Here is a 6,319-nt window from a genome sequence, read left to right as displayed (position 1 = left end):
TTAAGAAAGAAAAGTGCCTAAGAAAGGCCAACTTTGCGTCTAAATTTAAAATTACCAAAAAATCATCGCCATCAACCAAAAAATAAAAAACCGTCCCAATTAGATTATTGAGACGGCTTCTTTTTATATAAACTAATTAGTATTTAAAAATTATTCTACCACAAAACGCAAGACATTGTTATGGTCTTTAAATTTCAACACATACACGCCCAAAGTAAGATCGGAAATGTTGATGCTGCTGTTGCTGGCATCAACGGTTTGTTGTTTTACTTTTTGGCCAAGCATATTGTAGATGGCCACGTTGTATTCTTCATTAAGGTTTGATAAATTAATGGTGGTATTTGCTGGGTTTGGATATATGGAAACGTTGCTCAGGGCCTCGTTTTCATTTATTCCTACAGTTACGCAAGGACCTGGTGCTGTTCCTGCATTTGGAACGTTCAGGTTGCAAGTTCCATCAGCTGAAAAAGTTGCGGTAAGGTTTATTGGCCCTCCATCTGCCGACATCTGTACACCCACAAAAGTGTGTGGCGAAACTAAGCCTGTTACGGAAACTGAAGCGGTTCCATCACCGGTTATATCCAAGGTTCCCGTTGCTGGTGGGTTCTCAAAAGTAACAGTTATGTCGGCCGTAAAGAAGTCGTCACTACCATCGCTCGGCGTTCCATTGTCATTACACGGAGAGATGTTTGAAGTATTTATAACAGAAATATCACAGGCGTTCGGATCGCAGGTATAGTTTGGCAATACATATCCTCTTGCTGTAAACCTATCGGTAAAGGCATCAATTTCTGGGCATGTATAACCCATATCGATTGCGGCTTGGCGTACTGCGATTGCTGCGTTTTGCTGGTTGGTGCCGCTATTGGTCATGGCAAGGCCTTCCCAAACGGCCGCATCCATTTTTTCCCTTCCGATTATTTCCCAAATTTCAAGGAGTACCGAGGACCAAATTTGTCCGTCTGTATGGATGGAACCCGTAAGGCCGCCGGGGTACATTGCGCTATAGTTGGTTACCCGTCCGTTCCAAAATGGGTTGTGCCCATCCCATCCAAAAACCCAGAAATATTGTGGGTCTGAGCTATCCCAAAAGCCTGTACTTCTTTTATAGGAATTTGCCCAATAATCGCCAGTTCCTTCACTCAAACCATTTACTTGGCTAAGGTTTCCGTTGGTAATGAAGTCGTGAAGCCCGTGGCCCAGCTCGTGGAGCACTACGTCCATATCTTCCGCATCATCTACACCCCCTTCGCCAAACTGAAGGCTGCCGGCACTGTAAAAAGAGTTGTCTGCACCATTGGCGCCGTGCGGGTCGTAACGAACTACCCCGCCATTGTAGATTGAAACCAAAGGAATTCCAAGATCATCATTGATGTAACGGAAACTTTTATCAATATGGTGATAGCAGTTTGCGGCTTCAAAACCTTGCTCATCGCGTGTAAAACTGAAATCCGGTGAAGCCTGAATAAACAGACCTGTGGATGGAGCCCCCAACTCTGCTATTTCAGTATAGGGGCCTCTTAATCTATAGTTGGTACCGTCAAATTCAATATCCAAAAGATTAACCGCGGTTCTTGCAGCATCAAGTTGGGGATTGGTTTGGTCATTATTATCTACATAATTTCCACCATAGGTACTTCCTGTTTTTGTAAGTGGGTCCGGGTCAAAAACCATTGCCGTACCTGTTGCCACGGTTGTTGTTGGGTTTTTTATTCCTTTTGGGTTGTCGCCACCCGCTTTTTTGTGGTATATGGCTATGTCTTGGGTGCTTAAAACAGTTCCCGTTTTTGCATCAACAATTGTTTCCCAGTTACCCATGCGGAATTCAGACATCGTGGTAACCCTGTAAACCAATTGGGTGCTCCCCAATTTGTTGTACACATATAGTTTTACTTCCTTTTGGGAAATATAGCCTTCAATATCCAAAGCTGCTTTTGCTATAGATAAAGCATCCGCTGCGGAAATTGAGGGATTGGTGTCAATAGTTTCCACCGTGCTGTCAAAAGTGCTGGCGTGATAGGTTACTTGATTTTTGTTCGAAACGTGAACGGCCACGGAAGAATCAAAAACTTCCACGCCATTTACGGTGTGGTAGAAACGAAATGTTTCGCCAGAAGGGCCTGAATGGCTGTTCAACATGGCGAAACTTTGATTTGTTTTGTTGATGGGCATGTTAGTGTCCATCCAGGCTTGTGCAACACTTTCCTTGCTTTGGGCAAAGAAAACCTGTGTAAAAGCCAATAATAGCGAAGTGAATAAAAGTCTTTTCATAAAAAAATCAGGTTTAGAATGTGTGAATAGATTGCCAAATGTAATGGTAAAGATTTATAATTCAAAGGTTTCTGAATAAAGTAATTTGAATAAATTTCACGCTACCCCATAAAAAAAGGAAACTACATTGTTGTAATTTCCTTTCTTAAAAATTCATAAATTCTTTGTTTATAAAACCGAAACCATCAAATTTTCATCTGTCTTTTCCACCTTCGCAACCTTTGAAGCAGTCAATCCTTTTATGGCCTTGTCCCACTTTTTGTTGCTCAGGCCGCTTTGGGTTTTTAGTGTTTCCAAAACAATGGGTGAGTTTGCCTTCAACAGTGTATAAACCGCTTTTTCATCCTCGGTCATTTCCACTTTTTTCTTCTCGGGGCGCATTTGCGGGAAGAAAAGTACTTCCTGTATGGAGGCGTTGTTGGTCAAAAACATAATCAACCGGTCCATCCCGATACCCATCCCGCTGGTTGGGGGCATTCCGTATTCCAACGCTCTAAGAAAGTCGTAATCTATAAAGGCCGTTGCTTCGTCATCGCCCCTATCAGCCAATTTTAATTGGGCTTCAAAACGCTCGCATTGGTCTATGGGGTCGTTCAGCTCGCTATAGGCGTTTGCTATTTCCTTGCCGCAGACCATCAATTCGAAACGCTCCGTTAGTTCAGGATTTTCGCGATGTTCTTTACATAACGGGCTCATTTCCTTTGGATAATCTGTAATAAAGGTTGGCTGAATGTAATTGCCCTCACATTTTTCGCCAAAAATTTCATCGATCAACTTTCCTTTTCCCATAGTATCGTCCACGGGAATTTTCATGTCCAAAGCAGCTTTTCGGATTTCATCCTCAGTTTTTCCGGTAATGTCAAACCCTGTAAAGTTTTTGATTGCTTCCGCCATGGTTACCCGTGGGTAAGGAGCCTTAAAATCTATTTCGTGCTCTCCAAACTTGGCTTTTGTTGTGCCGTTCACTTCCATCGCGCAAAATTCCAGCAATTGCTCGCAGAAATCCATCATCCAGTTATAGTCTTTATAGGAAACATAAATTTCCATAGCGGTAAACTCTGGGTTGTGGGTGCGGTCCATGCCCTCGTTTCGGAAGTTTTTGGAGAATTCATACACCCCATCAAAACCACCGACGATGAGTCTTTTTAGGTATAGTTCATTCGCGATTCGCAGATACAAAGGAATGTCCAACGCATTGTGGTGCGTAATAAAAGGTCGCGCCGCAGCACCGCCCGGAATGGGCTGTAAAATGGGCGTCTCCACTTCAAAATAGCCGCGATCGTTAAAGAAGGTCCGCATGGCATTGAACAGTTTGGTGCGCTTTACGAAAATTTCCTTTACGTGTGGGTTCACCACCAAATCGGCGTAGCGCTGGCGGTAGCGTTGTTCGGGGTCGGTAAAGGCGTCGTGCACTTTTCCTTCGGCATCCACACGGGGCTGTGGCAATGGTTTTAAGGCCTTGCTCAGGAGGGTGAAATTTTTTACCATGATGGTTTTTTCACCTACTTGCGTTTTGAAGAGTTCGCCTTCAATCCCTATAAAATCGCCTATATCGAGCAATTTTTTATAGACTTCGTTATAATGGCTTTTGTCTTCGCCGGGACATATTTCATCGCGGTTAAAATAAACCTGAATACGCCCGTCTGCATCCTGAAGTTCGGCAAAAGAGGCTGAACCTTGGATTCTACGGGACATCAACCTTCCGGCAACCACTACCTTTTTGCCTTCCTCAAAATTATCCTTTATCTTTTTTGAAGTGTCGGTTACCGGGTATAAATCTGCGGGATAGGGGTTTATTCCACGGTCGCGAAGTTGGTTTAGTTTTTCTCTTCGAATGATTTCCAGTTCAGACAGTTGCATAGGGTTGTTTCTAAAAATAAGTTTGCAAAGATAGGAAAATGATTGTCGAAGTACGAAATGGGAAGTATGAAATGCCTTAATTAGAATAAAGAATAGAGAATAGAGCGCAAAGATTGGAATGACTGTTGAAGGTAACGAATTACAAACCTGCCTGTCGTGCCTCGGGCAGGCAGGTCCCAAATCCCGAATCCCGAATCCCGAATCCCGAATCACAAATCACAAATCACAAATAATAATCGTAGCTTTGTTTTCTATGAGTTTTTGGAGAGTCCTACTTGCAATCCTTTTTCCACCACTTGCCGTTATTGGCAAAGGCTGTGGCTCTGTACTGATCGTTTTTATACTCACCGTTTGTGGATGGGTTCCGGGGGTAATTGCTGCGCTTATAATTTTAAACAATCCTAAAAGATAAACCGATGATACAAAAATTCCTTTTGCTGTTCGCTCTCGCCTTTACCGCCGTTAGCTGTCAATTTACTGAAACCATGGTCATGAACGAAGATGGGAGCGGCATAATGACCGTGGAGGTAAACCTCAACGAAATGATGGCCTTTGGCGGCTCAACAATGCCTGATTCTACCGTGATGAAAATGGACACCATTATTTATATGAAACAGTTTTTGGAGGAAAAGAAAGACAGTATCTCCAAGCTTTCCATTACTGAGCAAGAGAAGCTGAAAAAGCTAAAAAACTTTAATATCCACATGAAAATAGATTCTGAAAAGGCTGAAATGGTTTACGATATTTCCTCCAATTTCAAAAACATAAGCGAGGCGAACGATCTGCTGAACGGACTGGAACAGGTAGGAAGTTTGATGCCCAACCCCGATGCCAATACCGAAATTAAAAAGGAAGAAGACGCTCCCGAAGTGGTAGGCGTTACATATTCCTTTAAAAATGGTATCTTTAAACGGGATGCTTACATAAAAGATGAAAAGCTGCACCAACAGCAAGTGGACAGCATGAAACAGGCCGAAGCCTTTATGGGCGGTTCCAATTATAAGCTGAAATATACTTTTGCGAAAAAAATAAAGAAAACATCCAATCCCGAAGCTACTTTTTCTGAAGACAAAAAAACCGTAACTGTACAGGAACCATTTTTGGAATACTTTAAAAACCCTGATTTGCTGGATTTGGAAGTGGAACTGGAGAAATAGGGATTCGGGATTCGTAAAATTGAATAAAACATCAAATTAACGAATCCCGAATTAACGAATTAAGATTTGCCCCCAAGCCCTAAAGGGGAGAAGACAAAATTTTAATTCTACCAAACTACCTATCCAACCTAACCATAAACAATAAACCCTAAACATATATTTATGAAAGCATTTTATTTTTTAATCCCGTTATTTATGGTAAATGCTTGCAAAACGCAGACGGGCACCGTAACTTCTTCAGAAAACACAACTATGGAACAAATGGAAAACAAAGCAACAGGCTGCCCGGAGGAAGGAACTTGCAACGTAGTAGTCCATAAAAACAAAAGCCTGTCCATACAAAAAGATGGCACGGGCGCTTTATATCCGCAACTTGTGGATGGCAGCAATACCGTGGTGGAATACACCTATTTAAACAAAGGGCCAGAAGGAACTGTGGATGGCGATTATTCTGAAACCATTCACTTTGAAATACCTGCAAATACTAAAGATTTGAACAAGGAGAACACCGCCTTGAGCGAGGTAAAACTGCTCTATGGCAAACACTGTTATTGTAAGGGTGAAGCGGGGTATTACCCCATAACCAACGGCAAACTTGTTTTGGAGAAAAACACCCAAGGAATTGTTTTCGACCTTAAATTTAATGTGGAAAAAACCTCGCAGGTGGTTACGCATATTTCGGAAGCCGTGAAATTTTAAAAAAGATAGTGCGTAACTGAAAAAGACCCAAGAAACAAGACCGCTTCGCTATGGGAGGCAGGACTGGTTTAGGATTTTATGAGAATTTGAAAACCATTTCCCATAAGTCCTATTTCCTGTACCCCTTCGGTCCTGTTTTCTGTATCCCCTAAGTCCTGTTTCCCATGTCCCTTAAGTCCTGTTTCCAAACCCCTATAAAAAAAAGAAGAAGCCGTCTCAATAATCTAATTGGGACGGTTTTTTATTTTTTGGTTGATGGCGATGATTTTTTGGTAATTTTAAATTTAGACGCAAAGTTGGCCTTTCTTAGGCACTTTTCTTTCTTAAATTGT

Annotated in this window: 5 protein-coding genes; 3 read left to right on the top strand and 2 right to left on the bottom strand. The window is 42.1% G+C overall.

Annotated elements, in window-relative coordinates; all coding sequences use genetic code 11:
* Positions 1 to 150: 150 nt before the first annotated feature.
* Both POV26_RS10635 and lysS read right to left on the bottom strand, forming a co-directional pair.
* The gene (locus POV26_RS10635; RefSeq protein ID WP_272856451.1) at positions 151 to 2,271 is read right to left on the bottom strand and encodes a T9SS type A sorting domain-containing protein; all 2,121 of its coding nucleotides are present in this window, start codon (positions 2,269 to 2,271) and stop codon (positions 151 to 153) included.
* A 168-nt stretch (positions 2,272 to 2,439) separates the two neighbouring features.
* Positions 2,440 to 4,131 carry a lysine--tRNA ligase gene (lysS, locus tag POV26_RS10630; protein ID WP_272856450.1) on the bottom strand — a complete coding sequence of 564 codons (1,692 nt, stop codon included), beginning with the start codon at positions 4,129 to 4,131 and terminating at the stop codon, positions 2,440 to 2,442.
* A 253-nt stretch (positions 4,132 to 4,384) separates the two neighbouring features.
* Here lysS and POV26_RS10625 point away from each other — a divergent pair, with 253 nt between their 5' ends.
* The 3 genes from POV26_RS10625 (at position 4,385) to POV26_RS10615 (ending at position 5,987) form a co-directional block, all read left to right on the top strand.
* Entirely contained in the window at positions 4,385 to 4,543 is a 159-nt protein-coding gene (locus tag POV26_RS10625; protein ID WP_272856452.1) for a YqaE/Pmp3 family membrane protein, read from the top strand.
* Positions 4,544 to 4,547: 4 nt separating this feature from the next.
* Entirely contained in the window at positions 4,548 to 5,288 is a 741-nt protein-coding gene (locus tag POV26_RS10620) for a hypothetical protein (protein ID WP_272856449.1), read from the top strand.
* 162 nt (positions 5,289 to 5,450) lie between these two features.
* Positions 5,451 to 5,987 carry a hypothetical protein gene (locus POV26_RS10615; protein WP_272856448.1) on the top strand — a complete coding sequence of 179 codons (537 nt, stop codon included), beginning with the start codon at positions 5,451 to 5,453 and terminating at the stop codon, positions 5,985 to 5,987.
* The last annotated feature ends 332 nt before the right edge of the window (positions 5,988 to 6,319 follow it).

Origin of the sequence: Aequorivita todarodis (assembly GCF_028561335.1) — a bacterium.
Classification (GTDB): Bacteria; Bacteroidota; Bacteroidia; order Flavobacteriales; family Flavobacteriaceae; genus Aequorivita; species Aequorivita todarodis.
This window is presented reverse-complemented; position numbering and strand designations above follow the sequence as displayed.

Bases quoted from the DNA above. Each gene is read 5' to 3' on its own strand.
- POV26_RS10635 (WP_272856451.1), bottom strand. From the start codon at position 2,271: ATGAAAAGACTTTTATTCACTTCGCTATTATTGGCTTTTACACAGGTT.
- lysS (WP_272856450.1), bottom strand. From the start codon at position 4,131: ATGCAACTGTCTGAACTGGAAATCATTCGAAGAGAAAAACTAAACCAA.
- POV26_RS10625 (WP_272856452.1), top strand. From the start codon at position 4,385: ATGAGTTTTTGGAGAGTCCTACTTGCAATCCTTTTTCCACCACTTGCC.
- POV26_RS10620 (WP_272856449.1), top strand. From the start codon at position 4,548: ATGATACAAAAATTCCTTTTGCTGTTCGCTCTCGCCTTTACCGCCGTT.
- POV26_RS10615 (WP_272856448.1), top strand. From the start codon at position 5,451: ATGAAAGCATTTTATTTTTTAATCCCGTTATTTATGGTAAATGCTTGC.